Consider the following 18,360-nt stretch of genomic DNA (forward strand, 5'->3'; position numbering starts at 1 on the left):
CTTACTTGTACAGGGCGAATCTGGTAATATTCGCGCCCTTTATTTGCAACCCCTTTGAACAAAGCTCGCCGGATTACTGTGACCGCCAGTCCAGCCTGACGCCCGTTCCTGTTTTGTCTGTATCCACCTTTGGGAATGTGTTTTCGATTACCCCTGGTGACGGCCCGGCGACTTTGTAACTGATTTACCAATAACGGAATTCGACATGGTTAATACCCTGAAAAACCAATGGTTATCCAACATCCGCGGAGACCTGCTCGCAGGTGTCGTGGTTGCGCTGGCCCTGATCCCGGAGGCCATCGCCTTCTCCATCATCGCCGGGGTTGATCCGAAGGTGGGGCTGTACGCGTCCTTCTGTATCGCGGTCATTATCGCGTTTGTGGGTGGTCGGCCCGGTATGATTTCGGCCGCAACCGCGGCCATGGCGGTGCTCATGGTCACGCTTGTTAAAGAGCATGGTCTCCAGTACCTGCTGGCGGCGACGCTGTTGACCGGTGTGATCCAGCTGGTGGCCGGTTACCTGAAGCTGGGCAGCCTGATGCGGTTTGTTTCGCGTTCGGTGGTGACCGGGTTCGTGAACGCCCTGGCGATTCTGATTTTCATGGCCCAGTTGCCGGAGCTGACTAACGTCACCTGGCACGTCTATGCCATGACCGCCGCTGGCCTTGGCATCATTTACCTCTTCCCGCTGCTGCCTGTGGTGGGCAAGATCCTGCCTTCGCCGCTGGTGTGTATCGTTGTGCTGACGGCGGTCGCGGTTTTCCTTGGTCTGGACATCCGCACCGTGGGTGACATGGGCGATCTGCCTGACACCCTGCCGATTTTCCTGTGGCCGGACGTGCCGCTGAACCTGGAAACCCTGATGATTATCCTGCCGTACTCACTGCCGCTGGCGGTGGTGGGTCTGCTGGAATCCATGATGACCGCGACCATTGTCGACGACCTGACCGACACCGAGAGTGACCGTAACCGTGAGTGTAAAGGCCAGGGCATTGCCAACATTGGCTCCGGCCTGATTGGTGGCATGGCCGGTTGTGCCATGATCGGCCAGTCCATCATCAACGTGAAATCCGGTGGCCGTACCCGTCTGTCGACCCTGACTGCCGGCGTATTCCTGCTGATCATGGTGCTGGTACTCGACAGCTTGCTGGTGCAGATTCCGATGGCCGCGCTGGTTGCGGTCATGATCATGGTGTCGATCGGTACCTTCTCCTGGGAGTCGATCACGAATCTCAAGGAGCACCCGCTGTCCACCAACATCGTGATGCTGGTCACTGTGATCGTGGTGGTTGCCACTCATAACCTGGCGTTCGGTGTGCTGGCGGGGGTGCTGCTGGCAGCGCTGTTCTTTGCCAACAAGATTGGCCACTACATGATGGTGGACTCGTCGCTGGATGAGACTACCGACACCCGCACCTACACCGTGGTTGGTCAGGTGTTCTTCAGTTCCTCAGAAAAACTGATCCAGGCCTTTGATTTCAAGGAAGCAGTCGATAATGTGGTTATTGATCTGAGCCGGGCTCACTTCTGGGACATCACCGCCGTTGGCGCACTTGATAAGGCCGTGATTAAATTCCGCCGTGAGGGCGCCGATGTCGAAGTGATTGGCATGAACGAAGCCAGCGCCACCATCGTTGACCGGTTCGGCGTGCACGATAAGCCGGAATCGGTTGATCAGCTGATGGGGCACTGACATGAGCCAGACCAAAGAATCCGGTGACGATCGCAGTCAGAATAACAACCACAACGATCAGCAAGGCGAGGTTGAGATGTTACGAGTAGTGGCCTGTATCGATGGTTCCCGCGCTGCACCGGCGGTGTGCGATTACGCCGCCTGGGCCAGCAAGCACATGCAGAACCCGGTGACGTTGCTTCACGTTCTGGACGAAGAGCGGTATCCGGCGGAGCCGGATCTGGCTGGCAACATTGGTCTGGGCAGCCGCGAGCAGTTGCTGGACGAGCTGGCCGAACTGGACCGCAAGCGTTCGAAGCTGGCACTTGAGCATGGCCATCATATGCTGGATGAGGCTGAGCGACGGGTGAAAGATGCTGGTGTGGCCAAGGTCGCCAAGCGCCAACGTCACGGTGACCTGACCGAATCGCTGCTGTCCCTGGAGAACCAGACTCGCCTGCTGGTAATGGGGCTGCATGGAGAAAGCAGTTCCGACCGTGACGTTCACATTGGCAGCCAGCTTGAGACCGTGATTCGCAGCATGCACCGGCCCATCCTGCTGGTGCCGGACGAATTTACCGCGCCTAAGAGCGCCATGCTGGCCTTCGACGGCAGCGACACCGCCTTCAAGGGCGTGGAGTTGCTGGCGGGTAGCCCAGTCTTGAAAGGCATGCCGTTGCACCTGGTGATGGTGGGTGCCGACACCAACGATCGTTGGGAACAGCTGAAAAAGGCTGAGAAGATGCTGGCAGGCCTGGAATCCGAAATCACTCTGGCGATCCGCGCTGGTGATGTCGAGCCCACGCTGCACGCCTATCAGGAAGAGCACGACATTGATCTGCTGGTTATGGGCGCCTACGGCCATTCCCGCATCCGTCAGTTCCTAGTGGGCAGTACCACTACCACGATGCTGAAAACGGCCGAGAAGCCGGTCGTTATTCTGCGCTGAATGCCATGCTTGCGGAAAGCTTTGTGAAAACGGCAGATGGCCTGCAAAGACGACTGTTGGAATTCGTCACATTGATGCTTGTGGTCATGATGGCCGGGTGTCAGTCGTTTTCATTGTCTCCCGCCCGGGATGATTCTGGCCAGGCCCAGGGTGATGAGGTGCCAGTCACCCCGGAGTATTCGAGCAATTTCCGGAAAATTGATCAGGCACTTTCCCAGCTGAGCGATGCCTCTCTGCCGGAGAACCAAGCCGCTTATACTCAGGAAGCCGAACAATTAGTGACGCTTGGTGTGGATTTTCAGCGCCTGATTGAGGCCGGTCCGGCCTTGGATCCTGAATTCCGGCTTTGGGGCAGCTATTTCAACCGGCTGTCGGATACCGTGGAGGTTGTGGTGGCCGGTGATGCCAGTTTGGCCGAGGCCGACCGCCTCTACGAGCAAGCCGCCCGTCTTTACTCCCAGTTCCTTGAGCGTTCCCAGTTGCCCGAGCGGCCCTACAGAGCCGTGGATGGCGAGACCAGCGCTTACTTCGCGGGCAATTACTTTCTTTGCACCATGCCCGAGGTTATCGCTGACGGCTATGGCCGGCGTGGCCTGGAAGGTAACGACGAAATGGGTGGTGTGAGTGGGCACCTGGAGCAGGCCATGAATCGTTACCTGTCCGGGCCGTGCGAGCCGGACCTGATGTTTTCGGCGGCCGAAATGCTCTACGACTACGCCCTGATCTCCGGGCCGAACCGCTCGGCTTATCGCACCCGAATTGAACAGGCCGGCCCCGGCAAATCAGCGCCCTGGCTGGTGCTGCTGGATAACCTGCTGTCGGACTATGATCCGGCGCAGGCGCTGACCCATCTTGATCAGGCCCTGGCCGAAGCGCGCGCAAATCTGGAAGACGATGACGTGATCAGTGCGGAGTTTGCCAGTGAGGTGGAGCGCCAGCGTACGCTGTTGTTAGATGGGCAGACGGCAATTCGAACCCTTCGGTATCAGCCTTAACCATTCCTTGGAGCCTAGGCGTCGTTGCCTGCCGCCACGCCAGACGCCCAGGCCCACTGGAAATTATGCCCGCCCAGATGGCCGGTTACGTCCACCACTTCACCGATGAAGTACAGGTTCGGGCACTCCAGTACTGACATATTCTTTGACGACAGCTGCCGGGTGTCCACGCCGCCGAGGGTCACTTCTGCGGTGCGATAGCCTTCGGTGCCCGCGGGTTTGATTTGCCACTGGCCGAGCGTCTCAGCTACCTGTTCCAGATCGCTGTTCTTGTAGCCCTGCAACGGGCCGGTCCAGCCGTGTAATTCGTTATAGGCCTGGGCAAAGCGCTTGGGCAGGTGCTGGGCCAGGTAATGGGCGACGGTGGACTGGGGCTTTTGTTGGCGCAAGGCCAGCAAGTCCTCGTTAATGCGCTGGCTTGGAAGCAGGTTCACCGACAGCGTATCCCCGGGTTGCCAGTAGCTGGAAATCTGCAACATCGAGGGGCCGCTGAGGCCACGATGGGTAACCAGCATAGGTTCGCGGAAGTGCTGGTTTTGGCAGGCAACGTCCACCGGGCAGCTGACGCCCGACAGCGGGGCAAGCTGTTCTTTCAGTTCCGGATGCAGCGTGAACGGCACCAGGCCCGCGCGCGTGGGCAGTACCGAAAGCCCGAACTGTTTGGCCAGGTCGTAGCCAAAGCCGGTAGCGCCCATGGTGGGAATGGACAGTCCACCACAGGCGACCACCAGGGATTCACAGGTGAGAGTTCCGGCGAGAGCGCCGGTGCTGGTGTTCACCTGGTAACCGGATTCGGTTGCACGGACATCGGAAACGGACGTCTTCAGCCGGACTTCGGCACCGGCCCATTCGCACTCGGTAAGCAGCACGTTCAGGATGTCTTTCGCGCTGTCCCGGCAAAACAGTTGCCCGGCGGCTTTCTCTTCATGCTCAACGCCGTGGCGCTCCACGAGTTCCAGGAAGTCCTGCGGGGTATAGCGCTTCAGGGCGGAAATGCAGTAGTACGGGTTATCGGACAGGAAGTTGGCCGGCGTGCTGTTCAGGTTGGTGAAGTTGCAGCGTCCACCACCGGACATGAGGATTTTCTTGCCCGCCTTGTTGGCGTGATCGACGACCAGCACCTTGCGCCCACGGTAGCCCGCGGTTGCAGCACACATGAGACCGGCGGCACCGGCACCAATGATAATTACGTCGTAATCCGAAGCCATGAATTATCGCAGCGAGGGGAATGTGCGGGGCATTATACGTGGCGGTAGGAGCAGATAGAAATCAGTAGGAACACAGGCCCGACGATGACCGAAACAACGCCGGGCCTTTGTGCCTCAGCTGTCTTTCAGCGTTGCCATATCAATGACGAAGCGGTATTTCACATCGCCTTTTTTCATCCGCTCGTAAGCGTCGTTGATGTTGTGGATGTCGAGCATTTCCACGTCACAGCTGATGTCGTGCTCGGCACAGAAATCCAGCACTTCCTGGGTTTCTGGCATGCCGCCGATCAGCGAACCGGCCAACACCCGGCGTTTGAACACCAGGGCCCCGGTTTGCAGTGCCGGCTCCAGGGGTTCGAGCAGTCCCACCATGATGTGGGTGCCGTCGTAGCTCAGGCAGTTAAGGTACGGATTGATGTCGTGCTGAACCGGCACGGTGTCGAGCATGAAATCAAAGGCCTCAGCTGCTGCCGCCATCTGGTCTTCGTCGGTGGAGACCACTACATAGTCGGCGCCCTGTTTTTTGGCTTCGCCAACCTTGCTTTCGGAGCGAGTGAAGATGGTGACTTCGGCGCCCAGCGCCTTGGCAAATTTAACGCCCATGTGTCCTAGACCGCCCATGCCAATCACGCCAACCTTATGACCGGGTTTCACGCCGTAGTGGCGCAGCGGCGAATAGGTGGTGATACCGGCGCACAGCAGTGGTGCAGCCTTTTTGATATCCAGTTTGTCGGGAATGCGCACCACAAACCGTTCACTGACGACAATACGCTCGGAATAGCCGCCAAAGGTGATGGAGTGGTCGTGGCGATCTTCGCCATTGTAGGTGCCGGTCATGCCTTCGCTGCAGTACTGCTCCAGGCCGGCTTCACACGCCGAGCAGGTGCGGCAGGAATCCACCATGCAGCCAACACCGACAACGTCACCCTCCTGATAGGCTTTCACGCCTGGCCCCACCGCCGTTACTCGGCCGACGATCTCGTGACCGGGGACGACTGGGTACTGGGTAACACCCCAATCGTTCTGGGCGAAGTGGATGTCGGTATGACAGACGCCGCAGTAATCGATTTCAATGGCAATGTCGTCGTTTCGCAATGAACGCCGGTCGATGTCATGTGGTGCCATGCCAGAGGTTGAAGACTGTGCCGCATAGGCCTTGGTCGCTGTCATGAGCTGGGCTCCTTTTTCGGGAATGAACCTGAATATACTCCTGATAGCGCCGAATCTATCACCCTCTGGCATTGCCATTATGTAACTGGCGTCTGGCCAGCGCCGCTTAGAGCTGAACCGAACCTTCCATGAAGAACGCGGCCTGCCCGGCAATGGCCACCCGGTCGCCCTGTAGTTCACAGCGCAGCACGCCCCCGCGTTTCGAAACCTGCCGGGCATCCAGCTTCGTTTTTTCCAGCTGTTCTGCCCAGTAGGGCACCAGTACGCTGTGGATCGATCCGGTTACCGGGTCTTCATCGATACCCGCACCCGGGGCAAAGTAGCGGCTGACAAAATCGCAGTTGTCGCCTTTTGCCGTCACGATCAGCCCCTGGTTACCCAGCTCCTTGAGTTTGCGTAAATCGGGCTGGGCGGCGCGCACAGCCGCTTCACTGTTCAGAACAATCATGTAATTAGTGTCGTTGGGCACGAAATAGGCCGTGTCCGGCGCTGATTCAAGAGCGTCACGGATGACCGTTGGGGTTGCCTGCTGTTCAAATGCGAGGTTGGGGAAGTCGAGGACCAGCCAGCCATCGCTATTCTGGCGAACACCAAGCGGCCCGCTCTTGGAGACAAAGCGAATGCTGTCTTTGTGCCAGCCCAGCTTGTTGAAAATGATCCAGGCACTGGCCAGCGTGGCGTGGCCGCACAGGGGCACTTCGATACCCGGGGTAAACCAGCGGATGTGAAAGTCGGCGTCATCCTGTTCGGGCAGTGGCACGAAGAACGCAGTTTCGGACAGGTTATTTTCAAAGGCCAAGGCCAGCATGGTGGCATCCGGCAGCCACTCATCCAGCGGCATGACAGCAGCGGGGTTTCCGCCGAAAACCCGGTCGGTAAAGGCGTCTACCTGGTAAATGGGGTAAGTCATAGTCGATTCTCCTTCAAAGGTGTTGTCAGCATGGGATTATTGTGCCGAATGGTCAGGGCCCAGTGTGAAGCGTCACAGACACGCGTAACAGATTCAGTTAGGATTTCTTTGAACCGGTACAGATTGTTCTGGCAAGAAACTGTGCTGGTCATATTTCCGGCAAGCTGTGCTCATGGGGTAGCCCGGAAATCTGTTGCAATGGCAGTCTGGCAGTCAGAACCCAGGGCGTGTCAGGGGTGATGGAACAAGGGCGACGAGGGCAACAAGATGGGCGTTTTATACAACCAGGTGGCGGATCAAATGCAGGCCCTGATTCAACAGGGTGTCTATCGGGACGGTGACCGCCTGCCCGGCGTGCGGGTGCTCAGCCGGCAATTCGGCGTGAGTATCTCCACTGTCCTGCAGGCGCACCAGACACTCGAAGGGCGCGGCTACCTGGATGCCCGGGAGCGCAGCGGCTACTTCGTGCGTCTGCCGGCCCTGGATGCCCCGGAGCCGGTCATGCAGAAACACCGGGCCAAGCCGGTGCCGGTGACGGCGCGGGAGATGGCGCTGGACCTGTGTGCCGACGAGCAAAAACAGATGGTGCCCCTGGCCACCGCCATTCCGCACCCGGATTACCTGCCGCTGCGTCAAATTCAGCAAAGCACCCTTTGGGCTGCCCGGCGTGGCCTGGAAACCATGGACTATGCGTTTCCCGGTAAGGAGTCATTCCGGCGCCAGATAGCACAGCGAATGGCGACCCTGGGTGTACCGGTTTCGCCCGACGACGTGCTGGCCACCAACGGTGCCCAGGAAGCGATTATTCTGGCGCTTCGGGCGGTGACACAGCCGGGGGACATAGTTGCGGTGGAGACACCGTCGTTTCCGGGCATTCTGCAGGCCCTGGAAGTGGTGGGGCTTCAGGTTATCGAGATTCCGACCCATCCTTCTGACGGTCTGAGCCTGGAGGGATTGCAGCTGGCCCTCGATAAGTGGCCATTGAAAGCCTGCGTGGTGGTGACCAATCACAGCAACCCCATGGGCGCGCGAATGCCCGATGAACGCAAACAGCAGTTGGTATCCATGCTGGCCGCGACCGGGGTGCCACTGATTGAAGACGACATCTACGGCGATCTGTACCACACCGGCGACCGGCCAAAGCCAGCCAAGGCGTTTGACCGGACTGACAACGTTATTTACTGCAGTTCCTTCTCCAAGACCATCTCGGCGGGGCTGCGCCTCGGATGGATGCTGCCCGGGCGGTACATGGCGGCGGCCCGTCAGCACAAGTATTTCGCGAATCTGGCGACGTCGTCCATTTCTCAGCTGGCAGTGGCGCATTTTCTGGAGCAGGGCAGCTACGACCGCTACCTCCGTTCAGCCCGGCAGCATTACCGGGAATCCTGTGAGCGGATGCGAGCGGCGATCACTCGCTCGTTCCCGGAGGGCACCGCAGTCAGTCGGCCCCAGGGTGGCTTTGTGCTGTGGGTGCAGTTGCCCGATAACATTTCCGGCACTGGTGTGTTCCAGAAAGCCCGAGCCGAGAATATCAACGTGTCGCCCGGCCTGATGTTCTCGACCACCAACAAGTACGATAACTGCCTGCGGCTGAACAGCGCCAACCCCTGGACCGAGCGCATTGAGCAGGCGGTGGCGCGGCTGGGTGCTTTGGCCCACGCGGAGCGGGACAGCGGCTGTTAGTGTTCCAGTAGGCGCATAGGTCATGCGCCTTTGGTGTGATATATCCACTGTGGCAGTTCAAATACTATGCTTTGAAGAGCAAGGACACGGAAGCGCTGGGAGCGCCCCGAATCCGCCATAAGAATATTTGCATAAGAACCTTTTCCATAAGAACAACAGTGCCCAGAGAGGAACCCCTTATGACCTCAATCTTCGATCAGGGCCTTGCGCCCGTTGACGCCAATTACGCCGTCCAGTCCCCCGTCGATTTTATTGAACGCACCGCCAGTGTGTACCCGGAGTTTCCGGCGGTCATCCACGGCAAGCTGCGCTACACCTGGGCCCAGACCTACGAGCGCAGTGTGCGCCTGGGTTCGGCGCTGAAAAAGCGTGGCATTGGTCGGGGTGACACCGTCGCGGTGATGCTGCCGAACATTCCGGCTATGGTGGAGAGCCATTTCGGGGTGCCTATGATCGGCGCGGTTCTGAATACCCTGAATGTTCGGCTGGATGCCGAGGCCATTGCCTTCATGCTCGAACACGGCGAAGCAAAAGTCATCATCGCCGATCGCGAGTTTGGTGCGGTGATTAACGACGCGGTCAGCCGGCTGAAACACAAACCCCTGGTGATTGATGTTGATGACCCGGAATACGGTGAAGGCGTTCAGGTCAGTGACTTCGACTACGAAGCGTTGCTGCAGGAAGGCGATCCCGACTTCCAGTGGAGTTACCCGGCGGATGAATGGGACGCCATTTCCCTGAATTACACCTCGGGCACCACCGGCAATCCCAAGGGTGTGGTCTACCACCACCGCGGCGCCTACCTGAATGCGCTGGGTAACCAGGCGGTATGGTCCATGGGCATGCATCCGATTTATCTCTGGACCCTACCGATGTTCCACTGCAACGGCTGGTGTTTTCCGTGGACCATCACGGCCATGGCAGGCACCCATGTGTGCCTGCGCCGGGTAGATCCGGAAAAGATTCTGCAGCTGATTCAGGAGCACCAGGTGACGCATATGTGTGGTGCACCGATTGTTCTCAATGGTCTGCTTAATGTGCCTGAATCTGCCCGGGCCACCATCGATCACGAAGTGAAGTCCATGACCGCCGGTGCGGCGCCGCCGGCCCAGGTGATCGGTGCGATCGAGGAAATGGGTATTCAGGTGACTCACGTATACGGACTGACCGAGGTTTATGGTCCGGTCACCGTGTGTGCCTGGAAATCGGAATGGGATCAGCTGCCCCTGCACGACCGCGCCCGCAAGAAAGCCCGTCAGGGTGTTCGTTATCAAACCCTCGGTGGCACCATGGTGGGTGACTCCAACACCATGGAACCGGTACCGAAAGATGGCGAAACTATTGGTGAAATCTTCCTGCGCGGCAACACCGTGATGAAGGGCTACCTGAAGAATCCAAAGGCAACCGAAGAGGCCTTCCGGGGTGGCTGGTTTCACACCGGAGATCTGGCGGTGTGGCACGAGGATGGCTACATGGAAATCAAGGACCGCCTGAAGGACATCATCATTTCCGGCGGCGAGAATATTTCCACCATTGAGGTAGAGGATACTCTCTACCGTCATCCCGGAGTCATGGAAGCGGCTGTAGTGGCCCGTCCCGATGAGAAGTGGGGCGAGACGCCCTGTGCCTTCATCACCCTGAAGCCGGACGCCGGCGACGTCAGCGAGGCGGATATCATCAGCTTTTGTCGTCAGCATCTCGCCGGATTCAAAGTACCGAAAACCATTGTTTTTTCGGAGCTGCCAAAAACCTCGACTGGCAAGATTCAGAAGTTTGTTTTGAGGGATCAGGCGAAAGATCTGGACTGACTTTGCTGCGGCGATCTCTGGTTTAACGCTGGAGGCCGCTGCGTGAGTGATTCCGCAAGGAGGCGAAAGCCTCCTTTTTTGTGCCTGTCGGTTGTTATGACAGGATGTCATTTGGTGACAAATTGTCCTGCTGGTCCCGCAAAGCCTTTCTCTGCTGCAAAGTTCGGGTTTACACTGAATCTGATGGTGATTTTTTAACCGCTGTTCACAGCCAATAACAACACGCCCCAGTTCAATAACAACAGGAGGCAGCCATGACCATCAGTTCAACACCTGAAGGGGTGTCTGTTCAGCCCAGACACATCCGGTTTGATGTCAGCGAGGATCTCAAATCCTTCTGGCACGGCAACAACGCATTCAGAACCGCCTTTTTCAATGCCCTGTCGCTTCAGTTTCCCGATGGCGAGCAGCAGTTCATCAACGCGGTGCGGTTGTATCGCGATCGCATTGAGGATCCCAAGCTGCAGGCTGAAATTCGGGGCTTTATCGGTCAGGAAGCGCTGCACAGCCGAGAGCACAAAAGCTACAACGAGGGACTCAAGGCGAGAGGCTACGACATTGATGCCATCGACCAGCGTTTTGCCCGGCACATGCAGTGGGTAGGCAACTTGCCACCCAGCCGCCAATTGGCGGGCACCTGCGGCGCAGAGCATTACACCGCGGTGTTGGCCAACGCTATTCTGAAGCACCCTGAGTGGATGGAGGGCGCGACGCCGGCCATGGCTCGCCTATGGCGTTGGCATGCGATTGAAGAAACCGAGCACAAGTCGGTGGCGTTCGATGTTTACCGTCAGTGTGTGGGTAACGAGCGCCTGCGCCGTATCGTGTTCCTGTTCGTGACCTGGAATTTCTTCAAGTACACCTTCCTTAATACGTGCAGCCTGCTGAAAACAGACGGCAAACTCTGGAGCCTGAGGACATGGCTGGGAGGACTGAACTTCCTATGGGGCAAACCCGGGGTTATACGCAAGTGCCTGCCTGACTTTCTTGCCTATTTTCGCAAGGGTTTCCACCCGTGGCAGCAGGACAATCGCCGGCTTCTGGAGCGCAATCTCAAGGAGCTTGAAACTGCCTGGCTGGGAAAAATGTGAGGTGCTGAATTATTGACCGGGTTGTGCAAGACTGACAGAGCTGAAAATAACAATGACAATAAAGGGCCCCTCCCATTGAGGATCGGCCCGCTCTTGGAGACGTACCCATGCGAATTGGTCTGATCGTCGATTCCGCGTGCGACTTGCCCTATGAATTCAGTCGCAAACACGACCTGTTTATCCTTCCTGTGACCGCCGTTATTGATGGCGAGACCTATATAGACGAACACGATCCAGTCAGGACTCAGGAGTTTTACCACAGCGGCCTGTTGAAAAAAGGGCACCATGCCGAGACCCGCGCCTATTCCCCGGAGCAAATCCACAGCCTGCTCATGGAAAAAATCGTGACTCAGTTCGACGTTGCCTTCTGTGAAACCGTCGCGCGCAGCCGCAGCCTGATCTATGACAACGCCACCGAGGCGATGAACAGTGTTATGGCGAATTACGACAAGGCTCGATCGGCGGCCGGCCGTGAGGGCAAATTCTCCATGCGGGTGATCGACACCAATCAGATCTTTGCCGGGCAGGGCCTGCTGGCGGCCCACACTCTGAAACTGATTGAAAAAAAGCTGTCCAAGAATGCGCTGCGCCATGAGGTTGAGACCTTTTCAGAGAGTATCTTTACCTGCGTGATTCCCCGGGATCTTCACTATATCCGCGAGCGGGCCCGCCGCCGGGGCGACAAGAGCGTCTCGGCCTTGGTAGCTTTTCTGGGCAAGGCGCTCAACATCACGCCGGTGCTGTTTGGCAAAGGTGCCGAAGCTCAGCCGGTCGCCAAGACCCGCAGTTTTGATGTGGCGGTTGAGAAAGTCATGAACTACGCCGCCGCCCGTGTAGAGGCAGGCCTGCGTACCCCCTACGTGAGTTTGTCTTGTGGCATGACCTGGACAGAGATCGAAGACCTGCCCGGGCTGAACGTGCTGCGGAAGTCCTGCGAACGCAACGGGGTTGAGTTGTTACTGTCGCAGATGGGTATTACCAGCAGCATCTACGTGGGCCCTGGCAGTCTGTGCCTGGCGCTGGCAGCCGATCCTCACAGCTTCAGAGATTTCCAATAGCGCTTCCAGAAACGCGTCAACAACCCGGATTGCGCTTCAACAACCGGGATTGATAGGTGTCCGCTGCGGCTGGGATTTGCCCCGCCGCAGCGGAAAACCGGTAACTTCGGCAAACCCTTCCGGTTGGCCATCGTGTTAGCCTCTCAGTTCTTCTCTCAAACGTTTTCACAGACAGGACGGTCAAAACCATGAGCGACAGCAGCGCGGATCTCGCCAGCCAGCTATTGGAACAGCACGTGAAACACGAGATGGCGGCTTTAAAGGGAGCGAAGCTGCGCAAGTTTCTGGAGCGGGAGGTGTCTGAGCTGTTGAACCTCGCCGAGTCGATCACCCTGAACCGGCTTAGTTCCGTGGACCAGGTGATGGGCGTTATCCAGCGGGTGGTGGTAAATATGGAGCTGGACGCCGGTATTCCAGAGCTTGCCGCTGAGATGGCCACCGAGGTGATGAACGCACCGGTACAAGCCAAAACCACGCTGGGCGAAGTCATCACCCGGGAGCAGGCCACCGGTTTTGTTGAAGAGGTGCTGGAACTGCGCCAACAGCGCGAGCGGGTGATCAGCGAGATCATGGCGCACCCGGTTTATCAGGAACTGGCATCCAACCTGGTCTACACCGGCCTGGTCAATTACCTTTACGAGGACAACCTCCTCACCAAATCCGTACCCGGGGTCGGGTCGATGATGAAGTTCGGCAAGAAGATGGCGAACAGGGCCGTGCCCGGGCTCGATGAGACCTTTGAACGACGGATAAAGAACTGGCTGTCCGATAGCCTGCCAGGGCTGATTGCCCGCAGTGAGCAGTTTCTCAATCAGGCGCTGTCCGATGACGAAGTGCGCGACAGTGTGATGGCAGCCTGGGTATCTCTGGAGAATCGCACCATCGCCGACTTGCGCGAGGGCCTGGGGGATGTCGAGCTGCAGGAGTTTGTGGTGCTGGGCTACGATTTCTGGCTGCAGTTCCGGCAAACCGCCTATTTCGAAGGCTGCGCCCGGGCCGTGGTTAACCACCTGTTTGACAAGTACGGAGACCAGCCAATTGCCGAACTGTTGGGTGATATCGGTGTGACCCGCGAGGTGATTATGGCCGAGGTTGACGCGTACGCCATTCCGGTTATGGACGTACTGCGTGAGGAGGGCTATGTTGAGGCCCTGGTGCGCCGCCGGTTAAGTGGGTTTTACCACTCAGCCGCCGCGCGCAGGATTCTTGAGCCGGAGGCCTGAAGTACAGGGCTTTCGGAGCATTAGCGGAGACGTTCATTGATTACCGAGTTGTTCTGGGCTTACTTGGTGGCTATCACCCTGCTAACGGTGACACCGGGTGTCGACACCCTGCTGGTGATGCGCAACACCGGCCGCGGGGGGCTGCGCGATGGCTGCGTGACCAGTGTGGGCATTTGCAGTGGCCTGTTCCTGCACGCGATTCTGTCAGCGCTGGGTATTTCCATCCTGCTGGTGGAAACTGCCTGGGCCTTTTCCGCGCTGAAATGGGCGGGGGCCTGCTACCTGGTGTGGTTGGGGCTGGTGTCCCTGCGCCAGGCCATGGTTGGAGAGCAAGAGCCCGCCGCGGAAGCGCCGGCTGAGCGCAAACGGCGGGTGTCTGCGACGGTCTCTTTCCGGGAAGGGGTGCTGTCCAACGTGCTCAATCCCAAGACCGCCTTATTCTATATGGCATTACTACCCCAGTTTGTTGATCCCGCTGGCAATGCCTTTCAGCAGTCGCTGCTGCTGGCCAGCGTGCACTTCTTCCTGGCCATGGTGTGGCAGTGCGGGTTGGCGTTTGTGGTGGTCCGGTTCAAGGGCCTGGGGGCTAGTCGGCGGGTAAGGCGTGCGCTCAACGCCACCACCGGTGGTTTCTTTGTCGCCATGGGTGCCAAGCTGGCGAGCAGCTGACTGAATGCCAGGCACAAAAAAAGGAAGCCCGAGGGCTTCCCTTTCTTACGGTCGCATTCTGCCGTCTGGCTGCGCCTTACTTCTCGAAATACCTTATTTTTCCAGGTATTGGAGCTTGTTGGGCTTGCCATCCCACTCTTCGGCGTCCGGCAGCGGATCCTTCTTCTCGGTAATGTTCGGCCATTTGCCGGCAAGATCAGCGTTCAGCTCAACAAACTCGACCTGGTCGGCCGGCAGCTCGTCTTCAGAGAAAATCGCTTCCGCGGGGCATTCTGGCTCACACAGGGCACAGTCGATGCACTCGTCGGGATCAATTACCAGAAAGTTAGGGCCTTCGTAGAAACAGTCTACCGGGCAAACTTCCACGCAGTCTGTGTATTTGCACTTGATGCAGTTATCAGTAACGATAAACGCCATAATCAGATCCCTGGTCCAGTGGTCAATCTCATCCGGAGCTTGTGGTCAGGCTCCATGGTTATGTTTTATTGCGCGATATTGTAGGGAGCGCCCCGCAGACCCGCAAGCGTTAGGCCGCTATATCCTTATTACTCGCCTCAATATTTCGGAATTTCCTGTTATTTGGCCATCAGAGCCTTCAGTTCATATAGCCGATTCATGGCTTCCCTCGGTGTCAGGTCGTCCAGATCCAGTGTCTTCAGCGCCTGCTCCACCGCGCTCGGCTCCAGGCTGGCAAACATATCGCCCTGCATGACCGGGTCATTGGCTTGTGTGATCGGTTCGGCTGGGCGCTCCGCCTCGTTGCTGGTAGCGACCGGTGAGCGGGTAGGTGAAGGTGTTGTACTACCTTCAAGGTGCGCCAGCTGACCCTTGGCGTTGCGGATCACGTCCTGGGGTACACCCGCCAATTTTGCCACCTGCAAACCGTAACTCTGACTGGCAGGGCCATCGTGAACGTTGTGCAGGAACACAATGCTGTCATCGTGCTCGGTGGCGGTCAGGTGCACATTCACCGCGTGCTGGAGATCGTCGGCCAGCTGGGTGAGTTCGAAATAGTGCGTGGCGAACAGGGTGTAGCAGCGAATGTTCTTGGCCAGGTGCTCGGCGGTGGCCCAGGCCAGTGACAAGCCGTCGAAGGTACTGGTGCCGCGACCCACTTCGTCCATCAGCACCAGGCTGAATTCGGTGGCGTTGTGGAGGATGTTGGCGGTTTCAGTCATCTCCACCATGAACGTAGAACGGCCACCGGCAATGTCATCCGAAGAGCCCATGCGGGTAAAGATCCGGTCTACCGGCCCCAGTACTGCCCGGTTTGCGGGTACAAAGCTGCCGGTGTAGGCCAGCAGGGCAATCAGCGCGGCCTGGCGCATGTAGGTGGACTTACCGCCCATGTTCGGGCCGGTGATCACCAGCATGCGTCGCTCGGTGTCCATTAGCAGGTCGTTGGGCACAAAGGGTTCGTCCAGCAGTTGCTCCACCACCGGGTGCCGGCCTTCCTCAATGTCGAACCCGGGTTTTTCGCTGAACTCGGGCGCGGCAAAACGCAGGGAGGTCGCCCGCTCGGCAAAGTTGCTGAGCACGTCCATTTCCGCCAGGGCCTGGGCCGCATCCTGTAGCGGGGCCAGTTCCGCAGCCACGGTTTCCAACACCTCGTCGTACAGACCCTTCTCACGGGCCAGTGCGCGACTCTTGGCGCTCAGTGCTTTGTCTTCGAATTCCTTCAGTTCCGGGGTGATAAACCGCTCGGCGTTTTTCAGGGTTTGGCGCCGGATGTAATCCACCGGGGCCTGATCCGATTGGGCCCGGCTGATTTCAATGTAATAGCCGTGCACGCGGTTGTAGCCGACTTTCAGGGTGCTGATGCCGGTACGTTCCCGTTCCCGGATTTCCACGTCCAGCAGATATTGGCCGGCGTTCTCGCTGATGTTCCGGAGTTCATCCAGTTCTTCATCGAAGTGCTCACGAATCACTCCGCCTTCGCGGATGACCACCGGTGGGTTGTCGATGATGGCGCGTTCGAGCAGGTTGGCCAGTTCCGGGTATTCGCTAATCTCAGTTGCCAGTTTTACGATGTGGTGCGAATTGACCGGCTTTAGTGTTTCCTGCAGCTTTGGCAACGCCTGGAAGGCATCGCGCAGTCGCGCAAGATCCCGGGGGCGGGCCGAGCGCAGGGCAACCCGTGCGAGTACTCGCTCAATGTCGCCGACTGCTTTCAGCAAGTCGTGCACGGGTTCGTAGTGAAAGCCGTCGAGCAAGGCCGACACCGCCTGCTGGCGTTGCGTCACGGTGTCGATATCGCGCAGCGGACGGTTCAGCCAGCGCCGAAGCTCACGGCCACCCATGGAGGTGGCGGTGCGATCCATTACCCAGGCCAGGGTGTGCAGGTGACCGCCCATCAGGTTGGTGTCGATTTCCAGATTGCGGCGGCTGGCAGCATCCATAATCACCGCCTCGTCCCGGCGCTCCCGCGTCAGCTTGCGGATATGGGGCAGGGCGGTGCGCTGGGTTTCTTTGGCGTACTGGAGCAGGCAGCCCGCCGCGCAGATGGCCAGGGTCAGGTCTTCGCAGCCAAAGCCGGTCAGGTCCCGGACCTGCAGTTGGTGGGTAATGACCCGGCGTGCGGTGTCGGATTCAAACAGCCAGGGGCCCTGGCGCCGAATGCCGGTGAAGCCTTCCAGCACGTCTTCGTACGGGAAATCCTCGCTGATAAGTATCTCCGCCGGGCGCACGCGCTGGAGTTCACCCTGAAGGGCTTCCAGGTCGTCGAGTTCAGAGACGGCAAAGCGACCACTGGAGATGTCCAGCGAGGCAAAACCGAATTGCTCGTGGTGGCTGTAGATGGCCACCAACAGGTTGTCGCGGCGGTCCTCAAGGTAGGCGTCGTCGCTCAGTGTGCCGGGGGTGACGATCCGCACAACCTGGCGGTCCACCGGCCCCTTGCTGGTGGCCGGGTCGCCAATCTGCTCGCAAATGGCGATGGATTGACCTGCCCGAACCAGCCGTGCAATGTATCCCTCAGACGAGTGAAACGGGATACCGGCCATGGGAATGGGGTTGCCCCCAGACTGGCCTCGGGCGGTCAAGGTGATGTCCATCAACTCGGCGGCTTTCTTGGCGTCCTCGTAGAACAGCTCGTAGAAATCCCCCATCCGGTAGAACACCAGTTCATTGGGGTGCTGACCCTTGATCTTGAGGTACTGCTGCATCATGGGCGTGTGCTTGGAAAGATCGGTCTGAGCTGCTGACATGGACGGGTCCGGATTGCCTTGCTTTGGATGAAGGCGTGAATTGTAAGAAAATAACGCTTCGGATGAAATGAAGGAGGTCATTATGACGGCCACGGATCAGGAACTTTTTGACGCCGGCGAAGGGCTCGGCGAACTGCTCAAGCGCCAGGAACGCATGATTGCCACGGCTGAGAGCTGCACTGGCGGTTGGGTCGCCAAGGCTCTGACCGACAAGGATGGCTCGTCCAGCTACGTACTGGGTGGTTTGGTGACCTACAGCAATGAGGCCAAGGAGGCATTGTTGGGGGTTACCCGGAAATCGCTTGATGAGCACGGTGCCGTTAGTGAGCCCGTGGTGCGGGAGATGGTGGCCGGTGCCCTGGCTGCTACCGGAGCTCAGGTAGCCATTGCGATCAGCGGTGTGGCTGGCCCGGGTGGAGGCAGCGAGGAAAAACCGGTGGGCACCGTCTGGTTTGCCTGGGGGTGCGATCCGGCGTCCACGGAAGCGGTAGTGAGGCACTTTGAAGGCGACCGGGACCAGGTTCGGCGACAGGCCGTTCTCTTTGCCCTGGAGGGAGTCCGGGAGTATCTGGAGGCGCTCGAATCAGCCTGAGAGCGAGGCACCGCACCGGGGTGCTGAGTTTCGCTGAGGAAGGGGTTGGTCTACTCTTCCGGTTATGTTTTAATACTGTTCAAATATACAGGGAATTTGCAGTGTTCTACTGTGCGAATTCCCGAC

General features: G+C 58.5%; 15 protein-coding genes. 10 read left to right on the plus strand and 5 right to left on the minus strand.

Features of this window, described 5'->3' with window-relative positions; translation table 11 throughout:
• Positions 1–205 precede the first annotated feature (205 nt).
• The 3 genes from QUE89_RS05620 to QUE89_RS05630 are packed head-to-tail and all read left to right on the plus strand — an operon-like array spanning position 206 to position 3,616.
• Positions 206–1,693, plus strand: a complete 1,488-nt coding sequence (locus QUE89_RS05620; protein ID WP_286222242.1) for a SulP family inorganic anion transporter — start codon at positions 206–208, stop codon at positions 1,691–1,693.
• Between the two features lies 1 nt (position 1,694).
• The gene (locus QUE89_RS05625; protein ID WP_286222243.1) at positions 1,695–2,621 is read left to right on the plus strand and encodes a universal stress protein; all 927 of its coding nucleotides are present in this window, start codon (positions 1,695–1,697) and stop codon (positions 2,619–2,621) included.
• 23 nt (positions 2,622–2,644) lie between these two features.
• A complete protein-coding gene (locus QUE89_RS05630; RefSeq protein ID WP_286222244.1) occupies positions 2,645–3,616 on the plus strand; it encodes a hypothetical protein in 972 nt (323 codons plus the stop codon).
• A 14-nt stretch (positions 3,617–3,630) separates the two neighbouring features.
• Here QUE89_RS05630 and QUE89_RS05635 read toward each other — a convergent pair whose 3' ends face one another.
• The 3 genes from QUE89_RS05635 to QUE89_RS05645 form a co-directional block, all read right to left on the minus strand.
• Entirely contained in the window at positions 3,631–4,824 is a 1,194-nt protein-coding gene (locus QUE89_RS05635) for a BaiN/RdsA family NAD(P)/FAD-dependent oxidoreductase (protein ID WP_286222245.1), read from the minus strand.
• Positions 4,825–4,938: 114 nt separating this feature from the next.
• Positions 4,939–5,994: an NAD(P)-dependent alcohol dehydrogenase gene (locus tag QUE89_RS05640; RefSeq protein ID WP_286222246.1), complete on the minus strand. Its 1,056-nt coding sequence runs from the start codon at positions 5,992–5,994 to the stop codon at positions 4,939–4,941.
• Positions 5,995–6,100: 106 nt separating this feature from the next.
• A complete protein-coding gene (locus QUE89_RS05645) occupies positions 6,101–6,904 on the minus strand; it encodes a PhzF family phenazine biosynthesis protein (protein ID WP_286222247.1) in 804 nt (267 codons plus the stop codon).
• Between the two features lie 300 nt (positions 6,905–7,204).
• On the opposite strand from QUE89_RS05645, the gene QUE89_RS05650 reads away from it, so the two are divergent.
• The 6 genes from QUE89_RS05650 to QUE89_RS05675 all read left to right on the plus strand — a co-directional run bounded on the left by QUE89_RS05650 (position 7,205) and on the right by QUE89_RS05675 (position 14,436).
• Complete coding sequence (locus QUE89_RS05650; RefSeq protein ID WP_286222248.1) at positions 7,205–8,587, plus strand: aminotransferase-like domain-containing protein; 1,383 nt, start codon at positions 7,205–7,207, stop codon at positions 8,585–8,587.
• Positions 8,588–8,766: 179 nt separating this feature from the next.
• Positions 8,767–10,395 (plus strand): acyl-CoA synthetase, encoded by a 1,629-nt coding sequence (locus QUE89_RS05655; RefSeq protein ID WP_286222249.1) that lies wholly within the window; start codon positions 8,767–8,769, stop codon positions 10,393–10,395.
• A gap of 254 nt (positions 10,396–10,649) precedes the next feature.
• Complete coding sequence (locus tag QUE89_RS05660) at positions 10,650–11,486, plus strand: metal-dependent hydrolase (RefSeq protein WP_286222250.1); 837 nt, start codon at positions 10,650–10,652, stop codon at positions 11,484–11,486.
• Positions 11,487–11,593: 107 nt separating this feature from the next.
• A complete protein-coding gene (locus QUE89_RS05665) occupies positions 11,594–12,544 on the plus strand; it encodes a DegV family protein (protein WP_286222251.1) in 951 nt (316 codons plus the stop codon).
• 188 nt (positions 12,545–12,732) lie between these two features.
• On the plus strand, positions 12,733–13,767 hold the full coding sequence (locus tag QUE89_RS05670; protein ID WP_286222252.1) for a hypothetical protein: 1,035 nt from the start codon (positions 12,733–12,735) through the stop codon (positions 13,765–13,767).
• A 36-nt stretch (positions 13,768–13,803) separates the two neighbouring features.
• Complete coding sequence (locus tag QUE89_RS05675; protein WP_286222253.1) at positions 13,804–14,436, plus strand: LysE family translocator; 633 nt, start codon at positions 13,804–13,806, stop codon at positions 14,434–14,436.
• 93 nt (positions 14,437–14,529) lie between these two features.
• On the opposite strand, the gene fdxA is transcribed toward QUE89_RS05675, so the two are convergent.
• Positions 14,530–14,853: a ferredoxin FdxA gene (fdxA, locus tag QUE89_RS05680; RefSeq protein ID WP_041342382.1), complete on the minus strand. Its 324-nt coding sequence runs from the start codon at positions 14,851–14,853 to the stop codon at positions 14,530–14,532.
• Between the two features lie 158 nt (positions 14,854–15,011).
• Positions 15,012–17,642 (minus strand): DNA mismatch repair protein MutS, encoded by a 2,631-nt coding sequence (mutS, locus tag QUE89_RS05685; RefSeq protein ID WP_286222254.1) that lies wholly within the window; start codon positions 17,640–17,642, stop codon positions 15,012–15,014.
• Positions 17,643–17,724: 82 nt separating this feature from the next.
• On the opposite strand from mutS, the gene QUE89_RS05690 reads away from it, so the two are divergent.
• Positions 17,725–18,234: a CinA family protein gene (locus tag QUE89_RS05690; protein ID WP_286222255.1), complete on the plus strand. Its 510-nt coding sequence runs from the start codon at positions 17,725–17,727 to the stop codon at positions 18,232–18,234.
• Positions 18,235–18,360: the final 126 nt, after the last annotated feature.

Origin of the sequence: Marinobacter sp. LA51 (assembly GCF_030297175.1) — a bacterium.
Taxonomy (GTDB): domain Bacteria; phylum Pseudomonadota; class Gammaproteobacteria; order Pseudomonadales; family Oleiphilaceae; genus Marinobacter; species Marinobacter apostichopi.